Below are 26035 nucleotides of genomic sequence, written 5' to 3'. Positions count from 1 at the left end.
CGCCTAGGTGTTGAACCGAAGGTGTCGATCATCCGTAGCGAAACGCGGCTGCAGATAACTGTTCGGCAACGAATTTAACGTCACCTGACGGAATGAATGCATCGCAGGCCTATCCACTGTGGACACCCTGAGTATGTTTTCGCTGCTCACTGGCTGTGCAGCACCCTCTCCTTACCGCACTCATACGTGTGTCACCCCATCGGCTAACGTCCCGCTCGCTTCCTGTCGGTTCAGTGTCGATGACGACGTGCCGACCGTCCCGACGGATGACTGACTTCCCGCCGCGTTCGGGCTAACTTCAGTGAGCAAGAGGAGACCCATGGCTTCCCGGTTGAGGATCGGCGCGGCGCTGCTCGGCGCCTCTGCCCTTCTGTCGTTCTCGGCCCTTCCGGCCCACGCTGACGTCATCATCAAGCCGGACCGCGGCGGCCAGGAGGACGGCCTCAACGTCCACCTCATCAACGGCGACCACCACCACCGGCAGAACACCGCGGTGATCAAGCTGCGCATCGAGGGTGACGAGGAGCGTTCGAACGTCCTCACCTACTGCGTGGAGCTGCCGACGCCGCTCGAGGACCGGGACGCCCTCAAGGAGGTGCCGTGGGACCAGCACCCGAACCCGAACACCAAGTTCAAGGTCAACGCGGGCAAGGTCCTCTGGATCCTGACGAACTCGTACCCCGGGCAGTCCATGGACAAGGTCCAGGCGAAGTTCGGCAAGCAGTTCGACAAGAAGGAGACGATCGCCGCCACGCAGGCCGCGATCTGGCACTTCAGTGACGAGGCTGAGCTCGACGGCGACAAGAACGACCCCGACGTCATCAAGCTGTACGAGCGCCTGGTCAAGGACGCCACGGCGAACGAGATCAAGGAACAGCCGAAGCCGACGCTGGAGATCGAGCCCGCCTCGAAGTCCGGCGAGTCCGGCGAGAAGATCGGCCCGTTCAAGGTCACGACCACGGCTTCCGAGGTCAAGCTGACCGCGAACCTCCCCGTGGGTGTCACCCTCACCGACAAGGACGGCACCCCGCTCGCCGTGCAGAAGCAGGGTGACAAGGTCGCCGTCAAGGCCGCGGGTGAGAAGGTCTCCGAGTTCTTCGTGAACGTCCCGGAGAAGACTCCGACGGACAGCGCCACGATCAAGCTCTCGGCAGAGGCCGAGCTCGCGATCGGCCGTCTCTTCGTCGCGCACAACAAGGACAAGGAAGACGTGGCGCAGTCGCTCGTCGTCGCGCAGCCGCAGAAGGCCAAGGTCGAGAAGGAGGCCAAGGCCGACTGGAAGCTCAAGGTCGTTCCGCCGTCGTCCTCCTCGAGCACGCCGCCGACCACGACCACGACCACGACCACGACGACGCCGGAGACCACCACTCCGACCACCACCTCCTCCACCCCGGCCAACCCGGCTCCGGGTGGCGGCGAGGACGACCTCGCGTCGACCGGTGCGTCGATCCTGTGGCCGCTGCTCGGCGGTCTGGTCCTCGTCGGCGCCGGTGTCGGTGCGCTGTTCGTGGTCCGTCGCAAGAAGGCCGGCGCCTGATCTAGGCAGCTGGCCCCACAGACGAACGCCCCCTGGTTCCGCGCCGGAGCAGGGGGCGTTTGCCATTCTCAGAAGGACTTACCGGCGGCTGAAGCCCGCCACGTAGATGTCGCCGTCAGCGATGGCGACATCCCGGTTGGACGAGGCCCCCGAGAAGATCGCACGAGCGGGGTCGCGGAAGTTCTCCACGATCTCGACGCGCTGCACCGGCTTGGCCGTCGGGATGACGGTCTCCGGTGACCAGAAACGGCCCAGCCGCACCAGGTACGTGTTCACGTTCGGCTTGCCGTCCTCGGTGGCGTAGACGCGCCAGGTGAACGGGTCCACCTTCTCGACCTCACGGGTGCGCAGGCCCCGTGCGACCTCCTTGGTCTCCCAGCCGCGACCGTTCCAGGTGGACAGGTAGTTGCGCAGCGGGCCACCGGCCTCGTCGCCCATGAACCACAACAGGAACGGCTGACCCAGGATCGTGCCGACCTGCTGGATGTAGTCGGGCGACTTCACGTTGTTCGGCAGGGTCAGCGGGGTCTCCGCGACTTTCAGGTGCTTCTCCTGGTCGGCGTCGTCGATCTGGGTGCCCAGGTCCTTGCCGGACGCCGAGTAGAAGTGCCGGTTCTGCGGGTCGAACCACGTGTAGTAGATGTTGCGGTGGTAGCGGTCGTGCTTGTTGCCCTCGGGCCCACCGCCGGCGAGCGTGTAGACGATCCGCACGCGGCCGTTCTCCTCCTGGCGGAGCTGGCCGATGTAGATCTCGTTCATGTTGTCCGGGCGAGCGGTCGAGCCGATCGCGAAGCGGTCCCCGGTCAGCTCCGTGGAGGTCTTCCACGTCTTGCCGTTGTCCTTGGACACCACGTAGAGCATCGGACGCGTGTCCGTCGGCGTGGTGCCGTCGAGGTCGCGGGTCGTCTCGCGGTAGAAGACGTAGATCGTGCCGTCGCGCGTGACGAACGGCATCGGGTACGTGGCCGCGTTCTTCGAGATCAGCGTCTCTTCCCAGACGCCGTCGGCCGAGTTCGGCCGGGGCGAACGGGACATGCGCAACTCGACGTTGTGCATCCCGCGGAAGATGAGCAGGTGCCCGTCCCTGGCCTGGACCATGGTCGGGTAGTTGTGCGCGTCCGACGCACCGTCCGCGATCCGGTTCGGAGTGGACCAGGTGGACTTGCGGTGGTCGTACGACTGGACGTAGCTGTCCTCGTACTGACCGGCCCACGAGATGAACGTCTTCTGCGCCTTCTTGTCGTGGACGCCGCCTGCGACCGGACGCCGGTCACTGCGGGCCGCGACGCTCGTGGCCGTGGTCGTCACCGTGAACTTCGCTTTCCCCTGAACATCGGCCGTGGCGTTGGCCGAGGAGACCGCGACGAGCGGCAACAGCAGTACTGCGGACATAACTCCACGCAGGAGCCGTGTCATGGAACTTCCTCCTGGTTCTGACCGCGACGGCGGCCGACCAGGCGGCGGTGACGACATCTTCGTTGTCACCGAGCCGACTTGTCCAGGCGCAGTTAGCGTGATCGCGGCTATCAACACGCGGGGCCCACTCGGGTACCCTGCGTCAGGGACGAAGGAGCACCACATGAACTTCGACGAGATCAAGAACAAGGCCCTGGACCTGGCCGAGCAGAACCACGAGAAGGTCGACCAGGGCATCGATGCCGCGGCGGACTTCGTCGCCGGCAAGTTCGGTCACGAAGACCAGGTCGACTCGGTTGCCGAGAAGATCAAGGACATCCTTCCAGGTGGATGAGTGAACTCCTTCAACACCACTGACGCGGGGCGGGTCACCTCCACCGGAGAGACCCGCTCTCCTTCTGCCCGCCGGCCAGAGATGTTCACCTGGCAGGGCATCCACGAGCCGCGCCTCGAGCAGGTCCGCCTGCTCCTGTCGAGCGACCAGCGCCTCCGCGCGTCGGGCCGCCTCGTCGCCGCCGGCCCCGAAGAGCAGTTCAACGCCTCCTTCGAGGTGTCCGTGGGCGAGAGCGGCCAGGTCAACCGGCTGCTGCTGCGCACGGCGACAGTGCTGGAAGAGCGCCAGTGCTCTCTCTCCCGCACCGAGGACGGCGCCTGGCTGGTCGACCACGGCCAGGGCAGCAAGCGCGAGACGTTCAACGACGCCCTGGACGTCGACGTCCAGTTCGCCGTGCTGTTCAACGCCATTCCGATCCGGCGTCTGGGGCTGCACCGCGAACCGGGCGAGCACGCGCTGCCCGTCGTGCGGGTGTCGCTGCCGGACCTGGCGGTGAAGGCCGTCACCCAGACCTACAAGACCGTGTCCGTGGGCGACGAGGTCTCGGTGGTGCGGTTCAAGAGCGGCGGGTTCGAGCAGAACATCAAGGTCGACCCCAACGGCCTGGTCGTCGAGTACCCGCTGATCTCGAAGCGGATTTAGAACCGCTCCAAGAAGTACTTCCTTCGTGGCGAGTCGCATCCAAACGATGGAAGGTGGCGGGACCGGGGTTCTAGCTTCCGACCATGCCGAAACGATTTTCGAGCGTGGTCGGTCGCTCGTTCGGTGATGGCGTCCGCGACGCCATCCGGTCCACGGGGATGACCCAGCGGCAGATCGCCGAGTTGCTCGACTGGGAAGAGGCCAAGGTCTCCGACCTCGTCAAAGGCAAGGGCGGGGTCACAGAGGTCGAGCTCGCGATGCTCCTCGGCCTCTGCCGGGTTCCCGCGGAAGACGCTCGCTACCTGCTCGCACTGTTCAGGGAGTCGCGGGAGAGGGGCTTCCTCGTCTTCCCCGAGGACGGGATCCCGGATCAGGTGCGCTCCCTGATCGACCAGGAGCGCCTCGCCAACAAGATCACCATGTGGTCGATGAACCTGATTCCCGGCCCGCTCCAGACTCCGGAGTACGTCACCGCCCTCATCGAGCGCTCTGCCCGTGCGAAGACCATCAACATCGCAGAGGTCCTCGCCGCGAAGGCGGCGCGACAAGCGATCTTCCACTACAGCAGGCAGTTCGTCTTCTACATCCACGAACAGGCGCTGCGACTGCCAGTGGGCGGTCTCAGGCTGATGCAAGACCAGCTGTTCCACGTTCTGGCGATGAACAATCGGAACTACATCACCGTCAGGGTCGTGCCGGTCGAGTTCGGAGCGCACGCAGGTCTGTCGGGCTCCTTCCAACACCTGAGCTACGAGAAGTACGAGCCCGTGGTCTTCACGGAGACCGAGAACACGAGCCTCTTCGTCGAAGACAAGGCATCCCTCGCCAAGTACGCCGACGTGATCAAGTTGCTCGACCTCCAAGCGCTCGATGCGGAAGAATCGAAGGGGCTGATCACCAGCATCTTGGCTTGAGGAGGCCCTCGGCATGTCGATGTGGCGCAAGAGCAGCTACAGCCCGGTGAACGACTGCGTCGAGGTCGGTCGTGGCGTCGGCATCCGGGACAGCAAGGCGCCGACCACGCACCTGCCCGTGTCGGACAAGGCGTGGTCGGCGTTCCTGACCGAGGTGAAGTCCGCTCGCTAGAGCATCTCTCCCAGCACCTCGGGGTCGATGACGATCGGCGCCGGCCGGTAGGCGGGCGGCTCGACCCCCATCAGCGTCCGGACCAGGAAGTCCCAGGACTTCGTCCGCACGTAGGCCATCCGGTCGATGAACAGGTGCTCGGCGCCCGGCACGATCACCATCTCGCAGTCCTTGCCGGCGGCGATCAGCGCGTCCGCCAGCCGCAGCGAGTGGTCCGGGTGCACGGTGTCGTCCATCTCGCCGTGGACCAGCAGCAGCTTGCCCTGCAGTTTGTCCGCGATCTCGACGTTGGACGCGCGCTCCCAGGCCGATGGGTTGTCTGCGCCGTCGACGTTCTCGGCCCAGCCGAGGCCGATGCACCGGGCGTCGTGCGAGCCGGACAGCGCGACACCGGCCTTGTAGGTCTCCGGGAAGGCCAGCACCGCCCGTCCCGCGGCGAACCCGCCGCCGGAGTGGCCCATCACGCCCACGCGTGCGAGGTCCATCCACGGTCGCGACTCCGCCAGCTGGTGCAGGGCCGCGACGTGGTCGTCCAGGCCGCCCGCGCCGGCCAGGTTGCCGTACGACACGTCGAGGAACGCCTTAGAACGGCCCGGCGTGCCGCGTCCGTCGATCGCCACCACCACGAAACCGAGTGCTGCCAGCGGTTCTGCGTCGAGGCCCATGCCGCCGGGGTCGAAGCACGGGTCGACTCGCGTGACCTGCGGGCCGGGATAGACGTTGTCCACCACCGCATAGCTCTGCGACGGGTCGAAGTCGCGCGGCTTGTAGAGCACGCCGTAGATGTCCGTGGAACCGTCGGCCGCCTTGACGCGGAAGCGTTCCGGGGCGGTCCAGCCCGTGGCCACCAGGCGGCTGATGTCGGCCTGCTCCAACGACACCAGCACCTCGCCGCTCCACGAACGCACGGTCGTCACCGGCGGCGTGTCCACAGTGGATGCAGAGTCGATGAAGTACTCGCCGTTCGGCGACACCGTGACGACGTGGTCCAGCGAGTCGTCCGTGACGATCGCGAACCCGCTGCCGTCGAGTCCGACCAGGCACACCGTCCGCCGGTACGGGTCCTCGGCCACCAGCCCGGAGGCCGTGAACGAGACGAGACGTCTCGTCTCGTCGACGTGCAGGATCTCGCGGACCAGCCACTGGCCGGTCGTGACCTGGCCGAGCAGCTCGCCGGTGTGCAGGTCGTAGCGGTAGAGGTGTCCCCAGCCGTCGCGCTGCGAGAACCACAGCACCTCGTTCGCGAGAACTCGCACGAGGGGCATGCCGTACATGAACTGGTTGGGGCCGACGCGGTTGGAACCCGTCTCGCTCACCACAACCCTCACCTCGCCGGTCGAGGCGTCCATCCGGTTCAGGGTCAGGGTGTGCTGGTCGCGGGGGCGGGAGAGGAAGTAGACCGCCGTGCTGTCCTCCGACCACCACGCCCAGCCCGCCATGATCGGCGAGAACTCGGGCATGAGCAGCGGCTCGCAGGAGGCGAAGGTCGTCGTGCCGGCCTCCACGTCGAACACGACCAGTTCGGCGAGGGGCATGTCCGCGTCGCCGGGGTAGGCGTAGTGCTGGGTGTGCGTGACCGGGGCGCCACCGTCGGCCGGGCGGGACTCGATCAGGTGGGTCTTGCGCACCGCGCGCTGGTCGGTGCGGTGGGCGAGGACCTTGGACGAGTCGGGTGCCCAGGCCAGGGCCGGAGGCATGTGCGGCATGCCGAACTTGTGCATCAGCGTGCCGTAGCTCATGGCGTCCGGGCCGTAGCCGTAACCGTGACCCTCGACGCCGTCCGTTGTGAGCGCCCACTCGCGGTCGCCGGAGCGCGCCCACAGGTCGTGCCCGCGCCGGGAGACGGCGACCTTGCCGTCCGGGGAGGAGACTTCCAGGGGGTTGCCCGGCGCCGCGATGAACGGCATCGGGTCGAAGCCGGGAGTGCGGGTGCCTGCCACCGGGTCGACGACGACGAACTCGCGGTCGGCTCCGTCGCGGACCTGGTACCAGAAGCGGCGGCCGTCTTCGATCCACTGTGGACGGACCTTGTCGCCGACGACCAGCTCACCGGGAGCGGCGGGGCGGCGGAGGAGTTGTTCTGCGGCTTGGTAGTGGGCGGTGGTGCTCATGGTCTCTCTCCCCAGAAGTGAGTGTGGTCAGAGGCTGCGGGCGGTGATGTCGCCGTACGACGTGGTGGCGCGGATGGTGATGCCGGCCGTGCCGTCGTTGCGCAGCGAGTTGGTGATGCGGCCGTAGGACGTGCCGGCGTCCAGCGAGGCCGAGAGTCCGGAGGCGACGGTGATGTCGCCCTTCAAGGTGCTGATCTCGGCGGAACCGTTGAGGCGGCCCACCGTGACGTCACCGGCCTGCGTCTGCACGTGGACGTTCGCGGCCTCGTCGATCTTGATGTCGCTCTGCGCGGCCTCGAAGTTGACGTCGCCGAGCCGGCCGACGCCGCGGAACTCGGCGCTGGCGGCCTTCGCCTCGACGCGGGAACCGGCGGGCAGCTGGACGGTGATCTCGACGGCCCCGGACGAGCCGAGAATCTTGTTGCCGCCCTCGGCCGTGATGCGCAGGACGCCGTCGGCGAAGTCGACCGAGATCTTCTCGGCGGCCTTCACGTCGCGGCTCTGCGAGGCGTTGGCCGGCAGGACCTCGACGGCGGTGTCGGAGCGGTCGGCGGCGATGAACTGGACGCGGCCCGCGGGGATGTCGAGAACGGCGGCGATGGGGGCGGGGGTGGCGAAGGTCTGCATCTCGGGCTCCTGTGACTCGTTGTTTCTGATGACCGAAACGCTACGTTGCGTTTCCAGATGTCACCAACAACTTCGTTGCGAAGAGAACGAGTATCACCAGTTCAAGGCCTCAATATCGTTGCAACGGGATGTAGATCTAATGCAACGATCATTGCAATGAGGTGTTGGTGAACGCTATGATCGACCCATGCCAGGAGGTCGACTCACCCAGCAGGAACGTCGCCAGATCGCCATCGGCCTGGCCGACGGCCTCGCGTACGCGGAGATCGCGAGGAGCCTCGACCGGCCGACCTCGACGATCACGCGCGAGGTGATGCGCAACGGAGGTCCGGCCGGCTACAAGGCCGACATCGCGCACCTCGCCACCGAACGCCGTGCCCAGCGCCGCAAGCAGGCCGCACCCCGGCGGCAGGTGGTCGAGCGTGCCGACGGACGCGACCCCGAGGCCGTGCGGGAGTTCGAGGAGGTGTTCTCCGGCATCTTCATGGGGCAGGGCCTGTCGAAGATGCCGGCCCGGGCGCTCGCGAGCCTCTACTCGACCGACTCCGGCAGCCTGACCGCGTCAGAACTGGTGGGGCACCTGGGAGTCAGTCCGGCGTCGGTCTCGAAAGCCATGTCCTACCTGGAGAGCCAGGGCCTGATCGGGCGCGTGCGCGACGAACGCCGTCGCGAACGTTACGTCGTTGACGACGGCGACATCTGGTACCAGTCGATGATCGCGAGCGCGGCCGGTACGACCACGCTGGCCGAGGCCGCGCGCCAGGGCGTCAGCAGCCTCGGCCCCGGCACGCCCGCGGCCGTCCGGCTGGAGAACATCGCGCGGTTCCTCGACTTCGTCAGCGAGAGCATCGTCCGCGCCGCCGAACAGGCGCGCGACATCCTCCACTCCAAGCGCTAGCCCCTGTCCTGCAGGTCTCGTCCGCGACAGTCGCGGCCGAGGGCCCCGGAGGCGGCACCGCCGCAAAGCCCGAATACGCCCGGTATGAGGGCATTGCGGCGGCACCGCCTCCGGGTCTCTCGACCGTGACTCTCATCGAACGGACCTGCAGGACAGGGCCTAGACGCGGACCGCGACCGCCACGCCCTGGCCGACACCGACGCACGCCGCCGCGATGCCGACGCCGCCACCACGAGCCCGCAGGTGGCGGCACAGGTCGATGATCACGCGGGGCATCGAGGCGCCGAGCGGGTGCCCGTAGGCGATCGCGCCGCCGTGGACGTTGACCTTCTCCTTGTCGATCTCGGGAAGGTGGTGCACCACGGACAGGGCCATCGCCGCGAAGGCCTCGTTGATCTCCCACAGGTCGACCTGGCCGGCCTCGAGGTGCAGGCGCTTCACCAACTTCCGGATCGCCGAGACGGGCGCGATCGTGAACCGGTGCGGTTCCTCGCCGGTCGTCGCCGACCCGAGCACCTCGCCCAGCGGTTCCACACCCAGCTCGGACGCAATCGCTTCCGTGCCGAGCAAAGCAGCGAGTGCGCCGTCGTTCAGCGGAGACGCGTTGCCCGCCGTCACCGACCCGTTCTCCGAGAACGCGGGCTTCAGCTTCGCGAGCTTCTCGAGGCTGGTGTCTGCGCGGACGTTCTCGTCGCGCCGGACCGCCGTCCCGTCCGGCAGCTGCACGGGGAACGCGAACCCCTCGTGCACGCCCGCGTCCCAGGCGGCAGCGGCACGACGGTGCGAGCGGAGGGCGAAGTTGTCCATCTGTTCGCGCGTGATCCCGAGCTCGTGAGCCACGTTCTCGGCGGCCAGTCCCAACGGGACGGTGTAGTGCTTGGGCATCCGCGGGTTCACGAGCCGCCAGCCCAGCGCCGTCGACACCGTCTCCAGCCGGTCCGGGAAGGCCTTGTCCGGGCGGGCCGTCACGAATGGCGCCCGCGACATCCCCTCGACACCACCGGCGACGATCAGGTCGGCGTCCCCGGTGATCAGCGCCCGAGCGCCCTGGATGATCGACTCGCCGCCCGAGGCGCACAGCCGGTTCAGCGTCACGCCCGGCACCGAGACCGGCAGGCCCGCCAGCAACGCGGCCATGCGGGCGACGTTGCGGTTGTCCTCGCCGGCGCCGTTCGCGTCACCCAGCAGCACGTCGTCGATGCGCGCCAGGTCGAGTGACGGGTAGCGGCGCAGCAGGTCGACGATGGGCAGCGCCGCGAGGTCGTCCACCCGGATGCCGGACAGACCTCCCCGGTACCTGCCGAACGGCGTGCGGGCGGCGTCGATGATCAGTGCGCGTGCCATGTGCTCCATCTTGGAGCAATCAGGCTTTGAGCAAAAAAGGAACGTAACCCGTTTCGGGGTGCACTTCTGAATCGGTGCTGAAGGCCTTCACCTCGATGGCGTGCGCTCCGGCGGTCAGCGCGCCCGTGTTCAGTGAAATCCGCCACCGGCCCGCCGCGGCAGGTCCGTCCGCTGTGGTCGGGATGGTCGCGACGTGGTTGCCGTCGAGCCTGATCTCGAACCCGGCGAGCCCCGCCACGGACGCGTCGAGGGCGTTGACGCGCACCTCCAGGACCACGCGGCCGCGGTTGAAGGCGGCACCGTTCTCGATGGGCTGGCCACTGGCGTCCAGGACCTCGGGGATCGGGTCGGCGAGCGTCGGTTTCGCGTCCACCAGCGGTGTCTCGGACTCGCGCCGGGCGTTGCTCTTGGGACCGGTCAGCTCGACGTCGGTGTGGGTGATCTGGACGCGTTCCTCGGTGACCAGCTGGACGTTCAGGCTGTCGGTGAAGGCCTCGGCCGGGAGGTCGGCGACGGCCGGGTACTCCGCGCCCGGCTTCCACGGCGAGCCCTCGACGGCCGGCCTGAGCGGCACCTGGACGCCGTTGACCTTGACCGCGGTGATGGGCGAGCTCTCGCGCGACGGGATCACGGCGATGCGCAGCTGACCTGCGGTGACGTCCGCGATGGGGCTGCTGCTGGTGCTGACCGGACCGTCCACGCGCACCTGCGGTGTCGGGCCGGTGAGCGGGACGTCGGCCTTGGCGGTGCGGTAGCCGATCAGGTCGACGCCGGCGCGGATCCGGTCGCCCGCCAGCGCCGCGACGCCGACCAGGGCCGTCGCCTCGCGCCACTGCGGCACGAACGGCGAGGTGGCGACGACGTCGCCGTCGCGCACGACCTGGACACCGGCGGGCGTCAGCACGACCTCCCAGCGCACCGTCACGCCCGGCACCGCGGCCGGGATCGGCTTGACCGGCGTGCCGTCCGGGACCAGTTCGACGATCGAGTTGCCGGAGTTGTCCGTGGAGATCGTGGCGCGGACGGTGTTCGGCGGCACCGGTTCGCCCTGCACGCTGACCGGGCCCGGCACGAGGTCGAGCAGCAGCTTGCCGCCGGTGCTCGGGGCGTCGGTCTCGATCACCAGACGGCTCTCGTCGTCGTTGCGGACGAACGGCGTGCGCGACCTCAGCGTCACCGCGCGGGTGCCGCAGCTGCTGCTGATCACGAGCCGGTCGTCGTCGTCCCCGTCGCCCGAGGTGGCACGGGCGCAGTCGGTGCGCTTGGAGAGCCTCCAACGCTGCGGATCGGGCTCGGTCCGGCTGTCGAAGCGGTCGACGAACGTGTACGGGGCGGTGTCGGCGCGCGGGGTCGCCTTGGTCGTGACGGGCTGCGAGCGCTGGCCGAACGCGTCGACCGCGCGGATGTCGATCTGCTGCTCGCGCCCGTTCTCCAGGCCGTTGAGCTGGGTACCGGGCCGGGTGACGAGCTTGACCTGCTCGCCCCACCGCACCTCGTACGCGGGCGCGTCGCCGGTCCAGTTGAGCTGGATCTTGTGGTGACCGGCCCGCGCGACGACACCGGCCGGGGTGGCCGGGCGGTTCTGCGGACCCGGCACCAGGATCTTCTCCGCCGCGTACGCCTTGAGCTTCGTCGGCGGAGGGGGAGCCGTGGGCAGGTCGCCCCCGCCGGTGTCGCGCAGGACGATCACGCCCGCCACCAGCGCGAGTCCCGCAACAACGAGGACGACCCGCTTCATAGCGGTCACGCTAAGGCGTTCACCCCAGCTCGAACACGGTTTCCGCGATAACGGGTTCGCCACCGTCCGCCGGAAGGACGCTGAGCTTGAGCCGAGCGAGCGACCCCGGGGTCAGGTTCTTGGTGTCGAGCCAGAACTCGTGCCTGCCGGGGACGCCAGGACCCTGCTCGTTGGTGGGCAGCGCGACGATCCGCCTGCCGTCCAGCTCGAGCTCGATGCCGCGGTGGCCGATGTCGTTGACCTCGGCCGTGACGAGGACGCGTCCCTTGCCGGGCAACGGCTGCGGGGGCTTCGCGCCGTCCTCGTGCATGACGTGCAGCCGGGGGCCGCCGGTCTTGATGCCGCCGGGCCGGTCCACGAGCCGGGGGAGCGCGCCGGGACGGCTCTCGGGCTTGCGGATGATGACGAGCCGCGCGTCCTGGGCAGCGATCTTCCCGGCGTCGAGAGGCACGTCGGTGATCGTGACCTGCTTGTCCTCTCCGGCCCTGACGAGCTTCACGGCGACGACGTCCTGCGGCAGTGCGACGTCCTGGTCGAGCGGGACGACCTCGGTGGGCACGACGCGTTCCGGCACGCCCCCGACGCCGAACGCGTCCAGGAAGCCGCCGCCGTCGATGCGGATCCTCGGGTGCACCACCCGTTCCGCGATCGCGACGGGCTCGTAGGCGACCACGACACCGTCCCGCAGCGCGACCACCGCGTCCGGCAGCACCCGCATCTCCCAGCGGTGCCGCACGCCCGCGACGAGTCCGGTCATGGGCGAGTCGCCGAGGGTGACCTGCTTGCCGGTGCGGGGCAGTTCGGGGTCCGCGATGATCCGCGTGCCCTGCGTCGTGATGTCCAGGCTGACCGCGCCCCTGGGCTGCACCTCGGTCTCGGGCAGGTACTGCCACGGGTCGGGCAGCAACGTCAGCCGCACGTGACTCGACTCGACCGCGCCCGCGACGCTGATGATCGCCCGGCCGGTCGCGCCGTCGTTCGCCGGCACGCCGAAGCGGATGGGCGTGTTCGACTGGAAGGCCGCCATCGGGCAGTCCACGTCGATGCGCTTGCCCGGCCCGAACGGCCTGAGTCCGAGGCAGTCCGGCTCCGCCTCGACCCGCCACTTGCGCGGGTCGAGCGCTTCCGGGCCGCCGAACTTGTCCGGCTGGCCGACGAGCTGGTCGGCCCACTTGCCGTTGTAGAGGTCCTGGGGCTTCGCGGCGATCTTGAGCGGCTCGCTGCGCTTGCCGGTGGCGCTCACCGCCCGGATCTCGACCTGGGTCTCCTGCTCGGGATCGAGCCCCGGCAGTTCGACCTCGGGGGTGGGCACCAACTGCTCTTTGCCGTTCCAGCGCACCTCGTAGGCGGACGCCGAGCCGTTCCACGCGATCTGCACCGCGTCGGCGTCGAGCGCCTGGGCCTTCGGGTTCGCGGGCTTCACCGGTTCCTGGAGCGCGACGACCTCGACGCCGTCCGCGACTTCCTTCTTGAGGGTGTCCGGCGCGTCACCGCTGCGGAGCGCCACGACGGCGGCGACGACGAGAGCGAGACCACCGAGCCCACCGGCGAGTGTCCGTCGATCCACCCGGCGACCCTACGATGTTTCCGCTTGGGCGGTGCTGCCGTTCAGACCAACCACACGTCCGCCACGAGAGCCAAGATTGCGCAGTGCCGCGAGTGCTCCCGGCTTGGTCAGGTCGATCGTGATCGGGGTGCGGTCCGGCTGGCTGACCAGCGCGTTCCGGCCTTCGTGACCAGCCTCGATCGTCTTGGCGAGGCCTCCGGTGGACGCCAGCGAGCCCCTGGCCGCGCCGAGCCTGCCCAGTGCGTCGTCGACCGCCATCAGCAGCGCGTCCCGGTTCCCCTCGCACATCGCCCTGACGAGCTCGGGACGGCTGCCCGCGACCCTCGTGCCGTCCCCGAAGCTGCCGGCCGCGAGCGCCATCGCGAGTGGTCCGCCGTCGGCCCCGACCGCCGCGAGGATCGCCGCCATGATGTGCGGGAGGTGGCTGATCCGCGCCACGGCCTCGTCGTGTTCCTCGGGCGTCGTCGGCACCACGTGCGCCTTCAGGTCGAGCGCGAGCCGGATGACGTCGTTGAGGTGGTCGTCGGCCTCCTCGGGCGTGACGACCCAGGCGGCGTTGTCGAAGAGGTTCGCGCTGCCCGCGTCCCACCCGCTCCTGCTCGTGCCGGCCATCGGGTGCCCGCCGACGAAGCGCGCGTGCGGCGCGTACCGGTGCACTGCGTCGTGCACCGGTCCTTTGACGCTCGTGACGTCCGTGAGTCTCGTGCCCGCGGGGACCTTGCGCAGCAGGTCGGGCAACGCGGGCAGCGGCACGGCGAGAACGACGAGTGCCTCGGGGCTCCGGCCGAGGGCTTCGTCCACGCTCACGATGTCGAAGCCCTCAGCGCGTGCCTTGTCCGCGTCCTCTTTGCTCGCCGTCGCACCCCACACCGTGCGCCCGGCAGCCTTGGCGGCTCGCAGCACGGAGCCGCCGATCAGTCCCAGTCCGATCACGCACACGTCTCGCACGGCGTCCATCATTCCGTGTGACGCGTACCTGCAACTAGCGGAGGGCGTCCAGCGCGAACGCCGCGTACATCGCGACCCCGTGCTCCATGGCGGCCTCGTCGAACAGCACCCGGTTCGAGTGGTTCGGCGCGGCCTCCTCCAGGTCGATCCCGCGAGGGCACGCGCCGAGGAACGCCAACGCCCCGGGAACCCGCTGCAGCACGTAGGAGAAGTCCTCCGCGCCCATCAGCGGGTCCTGCATCGGCTCACTCCACGAAGCACCCATCGCCGTGGCCGCCAGGTCCACCACGTGCTGGCCGACGACGGCGTCGTTCACCGTCACCGGATACCCCGGCACGATGTTGACCTCGGCGTGGCAGCCGTACGCGGCGGCGGTGTGCTTGACGGCCTGCTTGAGCTCCTTGTGGACCAGGATCCGCGTCTCCTCCGACAACGTCCGGATCGTCCCGTCGAGGGTCGCGACCTCGGGGATGATGTTCGTCGTCGTACCGGCGTTGATCTGCGCGACCGTCACCACCGCGGGCTGGTGCACGCTCACCCGCCGTCCGAGCATCGTCTGGATCGCCCCGACCATCGCGGCGGCCGCGGGCACCGGGTCCAGCGCGTTGTGCGGCATCGCGCCGTGCCCGCCGCGGCCCTTCACGTGCACGTGGAACGAGTCCGCGGACGCCATCATCGGCCCCGGCCGGCAGGTCACCACGCCCGACTTCATCGTGGACGTGATGTGCAGCGCGAACGCCTTCTCCACGCCGTCGTCGAGCAGCCCCTCCTCGATCATGTGCCGGGCGCCGTGATGCCCCTCCTCGCCCGGCTGGAACATGAACAGCACGCGGCCCTTGAGCGCATCACGCCGGTCCGACAGCAGCCGGGCGGAGGCGGCCAGCATCGCCACGTGCGTGTCGTGACCGCAGGCGTGCATGTTGCCGTCCACTTCGGACGCGAACGGCAGCCCCGTCTCCTCCTGGAGCGGCAGGCCGTCCATGTCGCCGCGCAGCAGCACCGTCGGCCCCGGCCGGTCACCCTCGAGGACCGCCACGACCGAGGTCGTCGACTCGCCCTTCGTGACCTTGACAGGCAACCCCTCCAGCGCGTGCAGGATCGCAGCCTGCGTCTTGGGGAGCTGAAGTCCCTGTTCAGGGTGCCGGTGGATCTGACGACGCAGCGCCACCGTGCGGGGCTGCAGCGAGCGTGCCCCTTCGAGCAGTCCGGCGAGACGCGGGTCCGGCGTAGTTGTGCTCATCTCCCGATGGTGCCACCACCTCGGCTACCGGGAAGGTCGTCTGGGCCCTACGGTGTGCACATGACACAGCAGGAGCCGGTCAACGGCTTCGCGGTCGCGGTCGTCCGAGAGGACGGCCGCTGGCGGTGCAGCAGGATGGACAGCTCCGCGCTGTCGGAGCTGGACGCGGCTATCACGGAGCTGCGCCAACTGAGGTCGACCGGAGCCGTGTTCGGACTCCTCGCCGTCGACGACGAGTTCTTCATCATCCTGCGTCCCGTGCCGGGTGGCGTCGCGCTGCTGCTGTCCGACGCGGCCGCGGCCCTCGACTACGACATCGCGGCCGACGTCCTCGACCTCCTGCGCGTCGACCCACCGGACGAGGAGGACAACGAGCTCTGGCCAGAAGGCGACCTCGGCGTCCTGACCGACCTGGGCATGCCCGCGCACGAACTCCAGATCATCGTCGACGAGGTCGACCTCTACCCGGACGAGCAGCTCCAGATGATCGCCCAGCGCATCGGCTTCATCGACGAGTTCACGAAGCTGCTCGACACGATCCAGGCGTGATCTCCTCAGAGGACATGGTCCGAGCCGCCCTGAAAGCGGCCGCGAACGCAGGCGCGGACGTCCCGATCGGCGCCGTCGTCTACGCACCGGACGGCACCGTGCTGGCCGAGGCCTGCAACGCCCGCGAGACCCTGGGCGACCCGACCGCACACGCCGAGATCCTGGCCCTGCGCGCCGCCGCGTCCAGGTACGGCGACGGCTGGCGCCTCGACGGCTGCACCCTCGCGGTGACCTTGGAACCCTGCACCATGTGCGCCGGCGCCCTGGTGCTCGCCCGCGTGTCGCGTCTCGTCTTCGGTGCCTGGGAGCCCAAGACCGGCGCCGTGTCCTCGCTGTGGGACGTCGTGCGCGACCGCCGGCTCAACCACCGGCCGGAGGTGCAGGGCGGCGTGCTGGAACAGGAGTGCGCTGACCTGCTCGAACGCTTCTTCCGGACCCAGCGTTAAGCCAGTCGCGCGGGCTGTGTATTGTTCTTACCGGTGGCGTGTCCGAGCGGCCGAAGGAGCACGCCTCGAAAGCGTGTGAGGTGAAAGCCTCCGTGGGTTCAAATCCCACCGCCACCGCTGTTGAAGGGCCCCGGAGCGATCCGGGGCCCTTCTTGCATTCTTCTTCAGCAGCGCAGCGAGGTCTCGGAAACGATGGTGGCCAGGCGTTCCCGGTAGCTCAGCGAGCCCATGGTCAAAAACGCACGCGCTCCAGCAGCAGTGAGAGCAGGTCCGCGTCCCCGAACACCTCCAGCCCGTCCACCGTCCGCCGCCGGTACACGGCCAGCACCAGGTCGACGACGGGACCACGCAACGCCACGGACGCCTTCGCGTGGCCCTCCTCGACCACCGGTGAGGGACCGGTGAGATCGATCACGAACTCCGCCTCGGCGTCCGTGGCGTGCAGGTGCACGGTTCCGGAACCGGCGAGGGCGGCGGTCTCGGCAGGCCACCGCTGGAACGCGTAGGGCAGTGCGAGACCGGTCCACTCGCGCAGTGTGTCCTGGGCGATCTCCGGGTCCAGCGAGAACGGCACGCCCAGGGCGTTGCACACGTCCCACCTGTGGATCACTGTCTCGTGCGCCATCCGCCGCGACCACACCCGCGGGCCGGGGTGGCCGTTCAGCGGCGCGATCATCTCGTCCGGGTCGACCTCCCGCAGCACCTCCGCGAGCGACGCCGCGCCCTCTCGCAGCCAGGGGATCAGCACGGACGCGCGTTCACCCTCATACGACGACAGGAGTTGCGCGCCGTTGCGCGAGAAGTCGATCTCCGGAAGTCTGTCGCGGAGCATCGAGTCGGCCCAGCGGTGTGCGTGGCCGACGTGGCGCAGCAGTTGGTTGAGGGTCCAGTCCGGAGTCGACGGGACCTGTATGCCCAGGTCAGCGTCGTTCAGGGTAGAGACCAGCAGGTCGGTCTGGTTGATGATCTCGGCGCAGCGGCGCTCGTAGCTCAGAATCCCCACACGTCTGAATGTAGGGACGCCGGCCTGTGCCTGGGAGGGGCCCACCGGCCGGCGTTCCGAGAGTGAGCATACACCATGATCGAACACTTGTTCGAGTGATCATTGATGGGCCAACCGGTTAACCGTTAGTAACAACGGCTACCAAAGCTCACCCGATCGGGGAAAGATGCGTCGGTCCGCCGCATCCCCTGGAGGAAGTTTTGAGACCCACCCTGCCCGTCGTCGGGACAGCGGTGGCGGCACTCGTGCTCGCCGCCGTCCCCGCCGTCGCCGCACCCAGCTCCGACGCGCTGATCTCCGAGGTCTACGGAGGCGGCGGCAACTCCGGCGCCACGCTGACGCAGGACTTCGTCGAGCTCGCCAACAAGGGCACGAGCGCGGTCAGCCTGGACGGCTACAGCGTCCAGTACATCTCGGCCACCCCCGGCGCGACCACGCAGTGGGGTGTCACCCCGCTGACCGGCTCGATCGCGCCCGGCAAGACGTTCCTCGTCGCCGAGGCCAAGGGCACCGGCGGCACCGTCGAGCTGCCGGCCCCGGACGCCACCGGCACGATCGCCATGAGCGGCACCAACGGCACCATCGCGCTGGTCTCCGGCACCACGGCGCTGACCTGCAAGACGGCCGCCGACTGCGCCGCGGACGCGCGGGTCAAGGACCTCGTCGGCTACGGCACGGCGGTCGTGCGCGAGGGCACCGCGACGGGCGCGCTGAGCAACACCAGCTCGGCGTCGCGCAAGGCCGGGCTCCCCGACACGGACGACAACGCCGCCGACTTCGCCGTCGGCAACCCCACCCCGACCAACTCCAAGGGCGAGACCCCGGGCGGCGGCGACCCGGATCCCGGTCCCGACCCGGACCCCACCCCCGGCGACAAGCGCATCCACGACATCCAGGGCGTCACGCGCATCTCGCCGCTGAACGGCCAGAAGGTCACCAACGTCCCCGGTGTCGTCACCGGCACGCGCGCCACGGGTGACCGCGGCTTCTGGATCCAGGACACGACCGGCCCCGACGCCGACCCGCGCACCAGCGAGGGCGTCTTCGTCTACACCGCGGGCAGCGCCCCGACCGTCGCGGTCGGCGACAGCGTGCTGGTCAGCGGCACGATCGCGGAGTACCGGCCGGGTGGCGAGACGGGGTCCAACCAGACCCTCACCGAGATCACCGCGCCGACCACGATCACCGTCTCCAAGGGCAACCCCGTCCCGGCGCCGGTCGTCGTGAAGAACATCCCGGCCGGCTACCTGCCCGCGCCGGGCGGCAGCATCGAGCAGCTCCCGCTGGAGCCCGCGAAGTACGGCCTCGACTACTTCGAGTCCCTCGAAGGCACGCTGGTCCAGGTCGACGACGCCCGCGTCGTGGGCCCCAGCAACAACTTCGGCGAGGTCTGGGTGACGGTCAACCCCGACCAGAACCGCAACCAGCGCGGCGGCACCACGTACACCGCCTACGACCAGGCCAACAGCGGCCGCTTGAAGATCAAGACCGTCGGCGGGCTGCCCGCCGCCGACGTCGGTGACGTGTTCGCCGGCGCGACCGTGGGTGCCATCGAGTACACGAACTTCGGCGGTTACACGCTGGCCGCTCTGACGCTCGGCGCGCACACGTCGTCCAACCTGCAGCGCGAGATCACCGCGCAGCAGAAGGAGTCCGAGCTCTCGGTCGCGACCTACAACGTCGAGAACCTCGACCCGTCCGACCCGCAGGTCAAGTTCGACCGGCTCGCCGAGGGCGTCACGACGAACCTGCGCAGCCCGGACGTCGTCGTGCTGGAGGAGATCCAGGACAACAACGGCGCGACCAACGACGGTGTCGTCGCGGCGGACCAGACGCTGCAGAAGTTCTCCGACGCGATCGTCGCCAAGGGCGGCCCGCGCTACCAGTGGCGTCAGATCGACCCGGAGAACCTCAAGGACGGCGGCCAGCCGGGCGGCAACATCCGAGTCGGCTTCTTCTTCAACCCGCAGCGGGTGTCCTTCGTGGACCGTCCCGGCGGTGACTTCAAGACCCCGGTCCAGGTCGTGAAGAAGAGCGGCCGTGCGGCGCTTTCCGTGTCACCGGGCCGCATCGACCCGTTGAACGACGCGTGGGAGAACAGTCGCAAGCCGCTCGCCGGCGAGTTCAAGTTCCGCGGCCGCACGATTTTCGTGGTGGCGAACCACTTCGCCTCCAAAGGCGGCGACGAGGCCATCCACGGCCGCAACCAGCCCCCGAACCGCACCTCCGAGGTGCAGCGCATCAAGCAGTCGGCATCGCTCAAGGCGTTCACGGAGCAAATCCGCGCGATCGACAAGGGCGCCAACGTCGTCCTCGCCGGTGACCTGAACGACTACCAGTTCTCGCCCGCGCTCAAGACGCTGACCGGTGACGGCAACCTCAAGGCGCTGATCGAGTCGCTGCCCGCCAACGAGCGGTACAGCTACGTCTTCGAGGGCAACTCGCAGACGCTCGACCACCTCGTGATGAGCAAGAACATCACGCGCTTCAGCTACGACGTCGTCCACATCAACGCCGAGTTCGCCGACCAGGCGAGCGACCACGACCCGCAGATCGTCCGCGCCCGCCCGTCCACGGGTGACGCGAACGTCGACAGGATCGTGTTCGCGCTCGAGGACCTCATCGACTGCCTGAAGAAGTAGGCACGGGCCAGTGGCCGCTACCTCAGGAGCTTTCCATCCGAGGTGGCGGCCACTGTCGCCACCACCATCTCCGCGGCGATGGCAGCGTGAATCGCCACCACAGCGGGAGATTGCGCTTCGGCGATCTGCTTCGCACGGGCGGTCAGCTCGTGCCTGTCGCCGTGGAAGACCTTGTGCACGGACCTCGCCGCGTGCAGCAACGAGATCAACGCTCCAGCACGCCAATCCGGTGCCCGATGTCCGAACAGCACGCTGCCGACCGCCGTGCGCACCTCACCCACCACCGCCGGGTTCCGGATCACGAAGCCGCCGAACAGCCGCTTCTCCACACCGAGAACGCCGCGCGCCTCCAGTCCCGCCATCACGTTGTTCCGGACGTGCAGCCGGATCCGCTGGACGGCTCGTCGCGGAGTCAGGGGCGCCCGCAGCCGGGTCAGTGACTCGTGGAGGAACGGGTGCGGCAACGGTGTCGGATCAGGAACCCAGAGCTGCCGGCCGTTCGGGTCGTAGGCGAGGCGCCCGGAACGCACCAACTCGACCAGCATCGCGCCCGACAGCGCGTTCCCGACGGTCTCGGCGCCGGCCAACGCCTGTCCGGTCCGCTCGTCGACGTGCAGCAGCAACAGATCCTCGGGCAGCACGCCGCGTCATCCACCCTGGGACGCGGCGGCAGCGGCCGTTGCGGCCACCACACCGGCCTGGATCGCCTCGACCGCCCTGCGCACGGCGTCACCCGCCCAGTTGCCGGCGGCGATGTCCTTGGCCCGCTTGTTCATGTCGCGCTTGTCGCCCTCGACGACCTTGTGCAGGGACTTCACCGCGTACAGCAACGTGATCAACGCGCCGGTCCGCGCATCCGCTCCCCGGTACCCGAGCGCGACCTCGCCGACCGCCTTGCGCACGCCGCCGGCCGCGGTCTCGTCGGTGATCACGTAGCGCTTCGCCGGGAAGATCCCGAGCACCTTCCTCGGCTCCACCCGCACGACGCCACGGCCTTCGAGTTGCGCGGCCACGTTGTCGCGCACCTTCTTGCGCAGCCGTTCCACGGCCCGTTGCGGCTTCATCGGCTTGTCGAACCGTGCCATCGACTTCTGCAGCAACGGGTCCTTCAACGGCGTCGGATCGACGACCTGGAGCTTCTTGCCGTTGGGATCGAACGCGACGCGCCCCGAGCTCACGAGCTCGATCAGCACGGCGCCCGCCAGCGCGTTCTCCACCGACGAGGAGTCGGTGCGCAGCTTGCCGTTCTGCTCGTTGATGAACAACAGCATCAGGTCTTCAGGCAGCATGCCCTCACAATGCACCAAGGGCGCCGAACGTTGAACGTTCGGCGCCCTTGTCAGCGAGCGGAGGATACGGGATTTGAACCCGTGAGGGGGTGAACCCAACACGATTTCCAGTCGTGCGCACTAGGCCGCTATGCGAATCCTCCGTGGAGAACCTTACCGGACGGGTGTTCCGGGGCCCAAAACGGGGGTCGCCGGAAAAAGTTCGGTGGCCCGTGTCGATCTGGCGGCAGCCCGCTCGTCGTGATCCCGTAAGACCGGACCGAGGAGGGCAACCGTGAAGTACATGCTGATGATCTACGCGGCCGCTGACCAGCAGGCGAGCTGCACGGTCGAGGACTGGATCGCCTACGAGAAGGAGATGAAGGACGCGGGCGTCCTGGTCTCCGGGCACTCGCTGGCCGACCTGGTCACCGCGACCACCGTCCAGGTCGGACAGGACGGGAAGCGCACCGTCACCGACGGCCCGTTCGCCGAGACCCGGGAGGTGCTCGGCGGCTACGACGTCATCGACGTGCCCGACCTCGACGCGGCGCTGGAGTGGGCCGCGAAGTGTCCCGGCTCGCGTGACGGCGGGGCGGTCGTGGTGCGGCCCATCGCCGAGTTCGACTTCTGAGTCGGGCGCGATGAACGTCGGGCAGGTGTTCCGGGAGGAACGCGGCAGGCTGCTCGCGACGCTGGTCAAGCGCTTCGGCGACCTCGACCTGGCCGAGGAGGTCACCTCCGACGCCATCGAGGCGGCGCTGAAGCACTGGCCGGTGGACGGGGTGCCGGACCGGCCCGGCGCGTGGTTGCTCACGACCGCGCGCCGCAAGGCCGTCGACCGGTTGCGGCGCGACCAGGTCCACGCGGCCCGGCTGGCGTTGTTGCAGGTGGAGGTCGACCGCGCGGATCCGCCGGCCGGGGACGGCCTGCCGGACGAGCGGCTGGAGCTGTTCTTCACGTGCGCGCACCCGGCGCTGGCCGAGGAGGACCGCGGCGCGCTGACGTTGCGCTGCCTGGCCGGCTTCACGACGCCCGAGGTCGCGCGGGCCTACCTGGTGCCGGTCACGACCATGCAGCAGCGGATCGTGCGCGCGAAGAAGAAGATCAAGGAAGCGCGCATCCCGTTCCGCGTGCCGGACCCGCACGAGCTCCCGGAACGCCTGCCCGGCGTGCTGCAGGCCGTCTACTCGATCTTCACCGAGGGCTATGCGGCCCAGCGGGACGACCTGGCCGGCGAGGCCATCCGGCTGGCGCGGATCCTCCAGGGCCTGCTGCCCGACCGCGAGGTCACCGGCCTGCTGGCGTTGATGCTGCTGATCCACGCCCGCCGCGACGCCCGCGCCGAGCTGCTGGAGGACCAGGACCGTTCGCTCTGGGACCGCGACATGATCAACGAGGGCAGCGCGCTGGCCGAACGGGCGCTGACGGGCGGGTACGGGCCGTACGGCGTGCAGGCGGCGATCAACGCGTTGCACGACGAGGCGCCGGACTTCGACGGCACCGACTGGCCGCAGATCGTGGCGCTCTACGACGTGCTGACCAAGCTCGCGCCGTCACCCGTCGTCGCTCTGAACAGGGCCGCCGCGATCGCCATGCGCGACGGCGCCGAAACCGGCCTCGCGCTGCTCGACGCGCTCGCCGGCGAACCCAGGCTGCGCGACTACCACCCGTACCGGGCGGCCCGCGCGGACTTGCTGCACCGCCTGGGCCGCGACGCCGAGGCCGCCGAGGCCTACCGGGAGGCCATCGCGCTCGCGGGCACCGAATCCGAACAGGACTTCCTGCGCCGCAGGCTTTCCGCCATCGAGGGGCAATCATGATCATGAAATGGCTGGAGGCCGAACGCCTGGGCGTCGCCGACCTCCTGGAAGACCTCACCGACGACGAGTGGCAGCGCGACACCCTCTGCGAGGGCTGGACCATGCAGACGATGGCCGCCCACCTGACCACGTCCACCCGCACGGGCTGGCGCGACGTGCTCACCGGCGTCGTGAAGGCGCGCTTCGACTGGGAACGCATGGAGGACGAGAAGGCCCGCGCGATCGCCGCACGGTTCACCCGGTCGGAGTTGATCGCGCAGATCCGCGAGACCGCCGCCTCGCCCAAGCGCGCGCCGATGGCCGCCCCGATCGACCCGCTGGTCGACTTCCTCGTCCACGGCCAGGACATCGCCCGCCCGCTGGGCCGCGTCCGCGAGATGCCGCTCGAACCGGCCCGGGCAGCCCTCGAACATGTGTTGAAAAGCCCATTCTGGGGTGCTCGCAAGCGCTTCCGGGAGTCCGGAATTCCCGATCTTCCGGCCCCTGACCTGCTGATGATCGCCACGGGCCGGAAGTTGTCCACACCTGGGGACAACACTGTGGGCAACTCGAACACACGTTCGATCTAGGGGGTTCGCTACACTTGCGTCGGACCTCGTGCGGCACACATCTCGCGAACCTCCCCAGGGCCGGAAGGCAGCAAGGATAAGCGGGCTCTGGTGGGTGCACGGGGTCCCCTTTTTGTGTCGGGGTCCACCGGTACTGTCTGCGGCGTGGCGCTCGCTCTGTATCGCAAGTACCGTCCGGCCACGTTCTCCGAGGTCGTTGGCCAGGAGCACGTGACCGACCCGCTGCGCGTCGCCCTGTCGGCAGGCCGGGTGAACCACGCCTACCTGTTCTCGGGCCCACGCGGCTGCGGCAAGACGTCGTCGGCCCGAATCCTGGCCCGCTCGCTCAACTGCGTGAAGGGCCCGACGCCCGATCCGTGCGGCGAGTGCAACAGCTGCGTCGGCCTCGCCCCGAACGGCACCGGCAGCGTCGACGTCGTAGAACTCGACGCGGCCTCGCACGGCGGCGTGGAAGACGCCCGCGACCTGCGCGACAAGGCCTTCTACGCCCCGGCCGAGTCCAAGTACCGCGTCTTCATCATCGACGAGGCGCACATGGTCACCACGCAGGGCTTCAACGCCCTGCTGAAGATCGTGGAAGAGCCGCCGGACCACCTGATCTTCATCTTCGCCACGACCGAGCCGGACAAGGTCCTCCCGACCATCCGCTCGCGCACGCACCACTACCCGTTCCGCCTGATCCCGCCCGGCGTCATGCGCTCCCTGCTGGAACGCAACTGCGCCGCAGAAGGCGTGGCGGTGGAGCCCTCCGTCTTCCCGCTGGTGATCCGCGCGGGCGGCGGCTCGGCCCGGGACACCCAGTCCGTCATGGACCAGCTCCTCTCCGGCGCAGGGCCCGACGGCGTGAAGTACGAGCGAGCCATCTCGCTCCTGGGCGTCACCGACTCGGCCCTGATCAACGACGTGGTCGACGGCCTCTCCGCAGGCGACGGCGCCGCGGTCTACGGCACCATCGACCGCCTGGTCGACGCCGGCCACGACCCCCGCCGCTTCGCCTCGGACCTGCTGGACCGCCTCCGCGACCTGGTCCTGCTCTGCGCCGTCCCGGACGCGGCGGAGCGCAACCTGGTCAGCGCCCCGGACGACGAAGTGGCCACGATGTCGGCCCAGGCAGAACGAATCGGCCCGGCAGCCCTCACCCGCTACGCCGAGATCGTCCACCAGGGCCTGGTCGACATGCGGGGCGCCACCGCCCCCCGCCTGCTGCTGGAACTCCTGGTCTCCCGAATGCTCCTGCCGTCGGTGAGCCAGTCGGAAGCCGCCCTGCTCCAACGCCTGGAACAGCTGGAACGCCGCCCACCGGCAGCCATCGGGGCCACCTCGGGCGACCCCTCAGCCGCCGCAGCACCGACCGGCGGCCCGGTCTTCACCCGCAGGTCCCAGCAACCGGCAGACCAGCCCCCGGCCCAGCCGGAACCCCAGCGTGCAGCCCCGACCCCAGTCGCGGCCCAGCCCGCACCGGCCGCTACCCCGGCACCGGCAGCAGTGCCCACCCCGGTCCCCGCACAGCCCGCGACCCCACCCCCGGCGGCGGCACCAGTCGCATCCGCCGCACCCCCACAGCCCGCAGCCGCCGCTCCGGCCCCTGCCACGTCGGCTTCCGGTGGCATGGACGCCACGGCGGTCCGCCGAATCTGGTCGGAACTGCTGGCCGCGGTCCGCGCGTCCAGCCGCAGCACCGAGGCGATGCTGACCAACGCCACAGTCGGCGAGGTGGACGGCAACGTGGTGACGATCACCCACACCTCGGCCCCACTGGCCCGCCGCCTGGCCGAGCCCCGCAACACCGAGGCGATCGCCGCCGCCCTGTCCTCAGTGCTGGGCGGCACCTGGCAGGTCCGCTGCACCCACGGCACCCCAGGCGCCACCCCACAACAAGCAACCCAGGCGAAGGCGGCCCGCCCGGCCCCGACCCGCCCGAGCCAGGCGCAGAACCAACAGGCCCGCCCCCAGCCAGAACCACAACAAACCCAAGCCCCGCGCCCGCCGGTGGACGACGTCCCACCCCCGCCGGAGCCCCCGGAGCCCGACGACCCGCTCCCGCCGGAACCGGACGACGAAGAAGCAATGCTGGCCGAGGCCGCCCGCCCGGCAGACCCGGGCACGGCGAACGAGGTCCAGGCCAAGGACCCGGAGTCGGTGATGCTCCAACTCCTGGCAGACGAACTAGGCGCCCGCCCACTGAAAAAGGCCTAGTAGAGCGTCGCGGCTTAGCTGTGCTGCGTTGAGTCGCGCACGGGGCTGGGC

At 69.2% G+C, this 26035-nt stretch carries 24 protein-coding genes, 2 tRNA genes and 1 other RNA gene; 15 read left to right on the top strand and 12 right to left on the bottom strand.

Annotation, left to right across the window (positions count from 1 at the left end):
* Window positions 1-319: 319 nt before the first annotated feature.
* Window positions 320-1537 (top strand): thioester domain-containing protein, encoded by a 1218-nt coding sequence (locus tag SK571_RS45050; protein ID WP_319990237.1) that lies wholly within the window; start codon window positions 320-322, stop codon window positions 1535-1537.
* Window positions 1538-1615: 78 nt separating this feature from the next.
* Here the strand turns inward: SK571_RS45050 and SK571_RS45045 are convergent, their stop codons facing one another.
* A complete protein-coding gene (locus SK571_RS45045; RefSeq protein ID WP_319990236.1) occupies window positions 1616-2929 on the bottom strand; it encodes a BNR-4 repeat-containing protein in 1314 nt (437 codons plus the stop codon).
* Between the two features lie 187 nt (window positions 2930-3116).
* Between SK571_RS45045 and SK571_RS45040 the strand changes: the two genes are divergently transcribed.
* The 4 genes from SK571_RS45040 (at window position 3117) to SK571_RS45025 (ending at window position 5015) form a co-directional block, all read left to right on the top strand.
* Window positions 3117-3287 (top strand): antitoxin, encoded by a 171-nt coding sequence (locus SK571_RS45040; protein ID WP_319990235.1) that lies wholly within the window; start codon window positions 3117-3119, stop codon window positions 3285-3287.
* Entirely contained in the window at window positions 3288-3929 is a 642-nt protein-coding gene (locus SK571_RS45035) for a putative glycolipid-binding domain-containing protein (protein ID WP_319990234.1), read from the top strand. It begins immediately after the preceding gene.
* Between the two features lie 83 nt (window positions 3930-4012).
* Window positions 4013-4843 carry a DUF5753 domain-containing protein gene (locus tag SK571_RS45030; RefSeq protein ID WP_319990233.1) on the top strand — a complete coding sequence of 277 codons (831 nt, stop codon included), beginning with the start codon at window positions 4013-4015 and terminating at the stop codon, window positions 4841-4843.
* A gap of 13 nt (window positions 4844-4856) precedes the next feature.
* Window positions 4857-5015, top strand: coding sequence for a DUF397 domain-containing protein (locus SK571_RS45025; RefSeq protein ID WP_319990232.1), 159 nt, complete (start codon window positions 4857-4859; stop codon window positions 5013-5015).
* Here the strand turns inward: SK571_RS45025 and SK571_RS45020 are convergent.
* Window positions 5012-7126 (bottom strand): S9 family peptidase, encoded by a 2115-nt coding sequence (locus tag SK571_RS45020; RefSeq protein WP_319990231.1) that lies wholly within the window; start codon window positions 7124-7126, stop codon window positions 5012-5014. The two genes, SK571_RS45025 and SK571_RS45020, sit on opposite strands and share 4 nt — an antisense overlap.
* A 27-nt stretch (window positions 7127-7153) precedes the next feature.
* Window positions 7154-7753 carry a DUF4097 family beta strand repeat-containing protein gene (locus tag SK571_RS45015; RefSeq protein ID WP_319990230.1) on the bottom strand — a complete coding sequence of 200 codons (600 nt, stop codon included), beginning with the start codon at window positions 7751-7753 and terminating at the stop codon, window positions 7154-7156.
* Window positions 7754-7940: 187 nt separating this feature from the next.
* Here SK571_RS45015 and SK571_RS45010 point away from each other — a divergent pair, with 187 nt between their 5' ends.
* Window positions 7941-8651, top strand: coding sequence for a helix-turn-helix domain-containing protein (locus tag SK571_RS45010; protein WP_319990229.1), 711 nt, complete (start codon window positions 7941-7943; stop codon window positions 8649-8651).
* 159 nt (window positions 8652-8810) lie between these two features.
* On the opposite strand, the gene SK571_RS45005 is transcribed toward SK571_RS45010, so the two are convergent.
* Genes SK571_RS45005 through SK571_RS44985 form a run of 5 tightly spaced genes read right to left on the bottom strand, consistent with a single transcriptional unit; the run spans window position 8811 to window position 15488 of the window.
* Complete coding sequence (locus SK571_RS45005; protein WP_319990228.1) at window positions 8811-9995, bottom strand: thiolase family protein; 1185 nt, start codon at window positions 9993-9995, stop codon at window positions 8811-8813.
* A 19-nt stretch (window positions 9996-10014) separates the two neighbouring features.
* Window positions 10015-11733 carry a hypothetical protein gene (locus SK571_RS45000; protein ID WP_319990227.1) on the bottom strand — a complete coding sequence of 573 codons (1719 nt, stop codon included), beginning with the start codon at window positions 11731-11733 and terminating at the stop codon, window positions 10015-10017.
* Window positions 11734-11752: 19 nt separating this feature from the next.
* Window positions 11753-13300 carry a fibronectin type III domain-containing protein gene (locus SK571_RS44995; RefSeq protein ID WP_319990226.1) on the bottom strand — a complete coding sequence of 516 codons (1548 nt, stop codon included), beginning with the start codon at window positions 13298-13300 and terminating at the stop codon, window positions 11753-11755.
* A 9-nt stretch (window positions 13301-13309) separates the two neighbouring features.
* A complete protein-coding gene (locus SK571_RS44990) occupies window positions 13310-14257 on the bottom strand; it encodes a prephenate dehydrogenase (RefSeq protein ID WP_454780194.1) in 948 nt (315 codons plus the stop codon).
* A 25-nt stretch (window positions 14258-14282) separates the two neighbouring features.
* Complete coding sequence (locus tag SK571_RS44985) at window positions 14283-15488, bottom strand: M20 metallopeptidase family protein (protein WP_319990225.1); 1206 nt, start codon at window positions 15486-15488, stop codon at window positions 14283-14285.
* Window positions 15489-15548: 60 nt separating this feature from the next.
* Between SK571_RS44985 and SK571_RS44980 the strand changes: the two genes are divergently transcribed.
* The 3 genes from SK571_RS44980 to SK571_RS44970 all read left to right on the top strand — a co-directional run bounded on the left by SK571_RS44980 (window position 15549) and on the right by SK571_RS44970 (window position 16600).
* A complete protein-coding gene (locus SK571_RS44980) occupies window positions 15549-16037 on the top strand; it encodes a tRNA adenosine deaminase-associated protein (RefSeq protein WP_319990224.1) in 489 nt (162 codons plus the stop codon).
* 14 nt (window positions 16038-16051) lie between these two features.
* Window positions 16052-16483 (top strand): nucleoside deaminase, encoded by a 432-nt coding sequence (locus SK571_RS44975; protein ID WP_319990238.1) that lies wholly within the window; start codon window positions 16052-16054, stop codon window positions 16481-16483.
* 32 nt (window positions 16484-16515) lie between these two features.
* A tRNA-Ser gene (locus SK571_RS44970) sits at window positions 16516-16600 on the top strand.
* Between the two features lie 115 nt (window positions 16601-16715).
* On the opposite strand, the gene SK571_RS44965 is transcribed toward SK571_RS44970, so the two are convergent.
* Window positions 16716-17486, bottom strand: coding sequence for a maleylpyruvate isomerase family mycothiol-dependent enzyme (locus SK571_RS44965; RefSeq protein ID WP_319990223.1), 771 nt, complete (start codon window positions 17484-17486; stop codon window positions 16716-16718).
* Window positions 17487-17686: 200 nt separating this feature from the next.
* Between SK571_RS44965 and SK571_RS44960 the strand changes: the two genes are divergently transcribed.
* Window positions 17687-20128 carry an endonuclease/exonuclease/phosphatase family protein gene (locus SK571_RS44960; RefSeq protein WP_319990222.1) on the top strand — a complete coding sequence of 814 codons (2442 nt, stop codon included), beginning with the start codon at window positions 17687-17689 and terminating at the stop codon, window positions 20126-20128.
* 17 nt (window positions 20129-20145) lie between these two features.
* On the opposite strand, the gene SK571_RS44955 is transcribed toward SK571_RS44960, so the two are convergent.
* The 3 genes from SK571_RS44955 to SK571_RS44945 form a co-directional block, all read right to left on the bottom strand.
* A complete protein-coding gene (locus SK571_RS44955; RefSeq protein ID WP_319990221.1) occupies window positions 20146-20769 on the bottom strand; it encodes a GOLPH3/VPS74 family protein in 624 nt (207 codons plus the stop codon).
* Window positions 20770-20775: 6 nt separating this feature from the next.
* Window positions 20776-21417 (bottom strand): GOLPH3/VPS74 family protein, encoded by a 642-nt coding sequence (locus SK571_RS44950; protein WP_319990220.1) that lies wholly within the window; start codon window positions 21415-21417, stop codon window positions 20776-20778.
* Between the two features lie 58 nt (window positions 21418-21475).
* Window positions 21476-21560, bottom strand: a tRNA-Ser gene (locus SK571_RS44945).
* Window positions 21561-21691: 131 nt separating this feature from the next.
* Here SK571_RS44945 and SK571_RS44940 point away from each other — a divergent pair.
* The 5 genes from SK571_RS44940 to SK571_RS44920 all read left to right on the top strand — a co-directional run bounded on the left by SK571_RS44940 (window position 21692) and on the right by SK571_RS44920 (window position 25984).
* A complete protein-coding gene (locus SK571_RS44940) occupies window positions 21692-22030 on the top strand; it encodes a YciI family protein (RefSeq protein WP_090069724.1) in 339 nt (112 codons plus the stop codon).
* 10 nt (window positions 22031-22040) lie between these two features.
* Complete coding sequence (locus SK571_RS44935) at window positions 22041-23219, top strand: RNA polymerase sigma factor (RefSeq protein WP_319990219.1); 1179 nt, start codon at window positions 22041-22043, stop codon at window positions 23217-23219.
* Window positions 23216-23788 carry a maleylpyruvate isomerase family mycothiol-dependent enzyme gene (locus tag SK571_RS44930; protein ID WP_319990218.1) on the top strand — a complete coding sequence of 191 codons (573 nt, stop codon included), beginning with the start codon at window positions 23216-23218 and terminating at the stop codon, window positions 23786-23788. The genes SK571_RS44935 and SK571_RS44930 overlap by 4 nt, the downstream gene beginning before the upstream one ends.
* A gap of 17 nt (window positions 23789-23805) precedes the next feature.
* Window positions 23806-23902, top strand: an RNA gene (gene ffs / locus SK571_RS44925) — signal recognition particle sRNA small type.
* 30 nt (window positions 23903-23932) lie between these two features.
* Complete coding sequence (locus tag SK571_RS44920; protein WP_319990217.1) at window positions 23933-25984, top strand: DNA polymerase III subunit gamma and tau; 2052 nt, start codon at window positions 23933-23935, stop codon at window positions 25982-25984.
* Window positions 25985-26035: the final 51 nt, after the last annotated feature.

The organism is Lentzea kristufekii (genome assembly GCF_033949925.1).
GTDB lineage: Bacteria > Actinomycetota > Actinomycetes > Mycobacteriales > Pseudonocardiaceae > Lentzea > Lentzea kristufekii.
The sequence above is the reverse complement of the archived record's forward strand: the minus strand, read 5'-3'. Positions and strand labels throughout refer to the sequence as shown.

Bases quoted from the DNA above. Each gene is read 5' to 3' on its own strand.
- SK571_RS45050 (WP_319990237.1), top strand. From the start codon at position 320: ATGGCTTCCCGGTTGAGGATCGGCGCGGCGCTGCTCGGCGCCTCTGCC.
- SK571_RS45045 (WP_319990236.1), bottom strand. From the start codon at position 2,929: ATGTCCGCAGTACTGCTGTTGCCGCTCGTCGCGGTCTCCTCGGCCAAC.
- SK571_RS45040 (WP_319990235.1), top strand. From the start codon at position 3,117: ATGAACTTCGACGAGATCAAGAACAAGGCCCTGGACCTGGCCGAGCAG.
- SK571_RS45030 (WP_319990233.1), top strand. From the start codon at position 4,013: ATGCCGAAACGATTTTCGAGCGTGGTCGGTCGCTCGTTCGGTGATGGC.
- SK571_RS45025 (WP_319990232.1), top strand. From the start codon at position 4,857: ATGTCGATGTGGCGCAAGAGCAGCTACAGCCCGGTGAACGACTGCGTC.
- SK571_RS45020 (WP_319990231.1), bottom strand. From the start codon at position 7,126: ATGAGCACCACCGCCCACTACCAAGCCGCAGAACAACTCCTCCGCCGC.
- SK571_RS45015 (WP_319990230.1), bottom strand. From the start codon at position 7,753: ATGCAGACCTTCGCCACCCCCGCCCCCATCGCCGCCGTTCTCGACATC.
- SK571_RS45010 (WP_319990229.1), top strand. From the start codon at position 7,941: ATGCCAGGAGGTCGACTCACCCAGCAGGAACGTCGCCAGATCGCCATC.
- SK571_RS45005 (WP_319990228.1), bottom strand. From the start codon at position 9,995: ATGGCACGCGCACTGATCATCGACGCCGCCCGCACGCCGTTCGGCAGG.
- SK571_RS45000 (WP_319990227.1), bottom strand. From the start codon at position 11,733: ATGAAGCGGGTCGTCCTCGTTGTTGCGGGACTCGCGCTGGTGGCGGGC.
- SK571_RS44990 (WP_454780194.1), bottom strand. From the start codon at position 14,257: ATGGACGCCGTGCGAGACGTGTGCGTGATCGGACTGGGACTGATCGGC.
- SK571_RS44985 (WP_319990225.1), bottom strand. From the start codon at position 15,488: ATGAGCACAACTACGCCGGACCCGCGTCTCGCCGGACTGCTCGAAGGG.
- SK571_RS44980 (WP_319990224.1), top strand. From the start codon at position 15,549: ATGACACAGCAGGAGCCGGTCAACGGCTTCGCGGTCGCGGTCGTCCGA.
- SK571_RS44975 (WP_319990238.1), top strand. From the start codon at position 16,052: ATGGTCCGAGCCGCCCTGAAAGCGGCCGCGAACGCAGGCGCGGACGTC.
- SK571_RS44950 (WP_319990220.1), bottom strand. From the start codon at position 21,417: ATGCTGCCTGAAGACCTGATGCTGTTGTTCATCAACGAGCAGAACGGC.
- SK571_RS44935 (WP_319990219.1), top strand. From the start codon at position 22,041: ATGAACGTCGGGCAGGTGTTCCGGGAGGAACGCGGCAGGCTGCTCGCG.
- SK571_RS44930 (WP_319990218.1), top strand. From the start codon at position 23,216: ATGATCATGAAATGGCTGGAGGCCGAACGCCTGGGCGTCGCCGACCTC.